The organism is Streptomyces sp. H27-D2 (genome assembly GCF_035828615.1).
Taxonomy (GTDB): domain Bacteria; phylum Actinomycetota; class Actinomycetes; order Streptomycetales; family Streptomycetaceae; genus Streptomyces.
Map to the genome: position 1 here is coordinate 1 of NZ_JAYMZR010000210.1, position 1,357 is coordinate 1,357.

Genomic DNA, 1,357 nt, shown 5'->3' on the forward strand with positions numbered 1-1,357 from the left:
GCGATTACGAACGCTTACCCCAGCACCACGAAGCCATGGTCAAGTGGTCGATGATCATGCTCATGGCGCGCCGGCCCGCCCGAATCGATCACGTTCGGTAATCAGAATGATCAGTTTGTTCACAGGCGCTGAGAGGGTGTTCAGCGAGTGCTCGGCGGACTCGCAGTACTTGAGGCGGGTTGTCAAGGAGCAGGGGGGTGTGTCAATCCCCCGGAAACGTAGAGGCCTTCCTTATGCGGCCCGGGCCTCCGAACGGCTCTTGCCGCGTGCTTCGGTGATGGTCCGTTCGAACTCTTCCGGCGGCGATCCGCCGGCCGCGCTGTGCCTTCGGCGTGTGTTGTAGAACCCGGTGATCCAGGTCGCGATCTTCAGCCGGGCCTCGGTCCGGGTGGCGAACGTGTGCCGGTGGATGTACTCGACCTTGATCGTCGAGTTGAACGACTCCGCGGCGGCGTTGTCCAGCGCCGAGCCCACCCGCCCCATGGACTGCACCACGCCCAACCGGTCACACAGGCCGTTGTACGCCTCAGATGTGTACACCAGCTTCCGCCTCGCCACCCACCTGGCCGCCGAACAGATCGCCGCGTCCATCGGCACCGTCGGGGACGCCCTCGACAACGCACTGATGGAATCGACCGTCGGACTCTACAAAACCGAACTCATCAAACCCCAGCGGCCCTGGAAGGCCCTCAGCGACGTCGAGTTGGCCACCGCCGAATGGACCGACTGGTACAACCACCGACGACTCCACGGTGAGATAGGCCACGTCCCACCCGCCGAATACGAGACCACCTACTACCGACAGAACACACAAGAACCGCAGGTCACAGCCACAACCTAGAGTCTCTACCGAACCCGGAACGGTTCAGTCGAGGGCGGCCTGGTCGCGGCCGGCCACGCGCACGTCGGCGCCTGTGCGGCGAAGGCCCGTGCGGTCCGTGCGCCGATTCCGCGTGAGCCTGCGGTGATGACCACGACCGTGCCGGACAGGTCCGGACAGCTGCTGCTGGGCATGGCGGTGACTCCCCTCTTACGCGTTGCGGGCGGGCCGGGTGCGCGGGAGCAGCGCTGCCGCGGTCACCAGCCATACGGTGCCGCCGAAGCGGACGACCGGCAGCAGATACTCGAAGCCGGAGTTGAGCAGGGACAGCGTCGAGAGCATCCCGGCGGCGGCGAGTACGAGCCCGATCCAGGCCGCGGGCCGCGGCAGCAGTCGGCCGAGCAGGCCCGTCACGGAGACTCCGGCGATGAGCATGGCGAGCATCACCGCGTAGACGACGCCGCCGGTCAGGAACGAGAGGTCGGCCAGCGCGCGGGCCAGTGCGTGATCGGCGTCGTCTACGCGGTGATGCTCGCC

2 protein-coding genes and 1 pseudogene are annotated in these 1,357 nt (G+C 66.5%); 1 reads left to right on the top strand and 2 read right to left on the bottom strand.

Going from position 1 to position 1,357, the window contains the following annotated elements; translation table 11 throughout:
• Nucleotides 1-231: 231 nt before the first annotated feature.
• Nucleotides 232-540: an integrase core domain-containing protein gene (locus tag QMK28_RS33915; RefSeq protein ID WP_326443543.1), complete on the bottom strand. Its 309-nt coding sequence runs from the start codon at nucleotides 538-540 to the stop codon at nucleotides 232-234.
• On the opposite strand from QMK28_RS33915, the gene QMK28_RS33920 reads away from it, so the two are divergent.
• Nucleotides 533-841, top strand: a complete 309-nt coding sequence (locus QMK28_RS33920) for an integrase core domain-containing protein (protein ID WP_443050912.1) — start codon at nucleotides 533-535, stop codon at nucleotides 839-841. The two genes, QMK28_RS33915 and QMK28_RS33920, sit on opposite strands and share 8 nt — an antisense overlap.
• A 189-nt stretch (nucleotides 842-1,030) precedes the next feature.
• Here QMK28_RS33920 and QMK28_RS33925 read toward each other — a convergent pair.
• Nucleotides 1,031-1,357 (bottom strand): annotated as a pseudogene (locus QMK28_RS33925) (DUF4386 domain-containing protein); the annotation flags it as partial.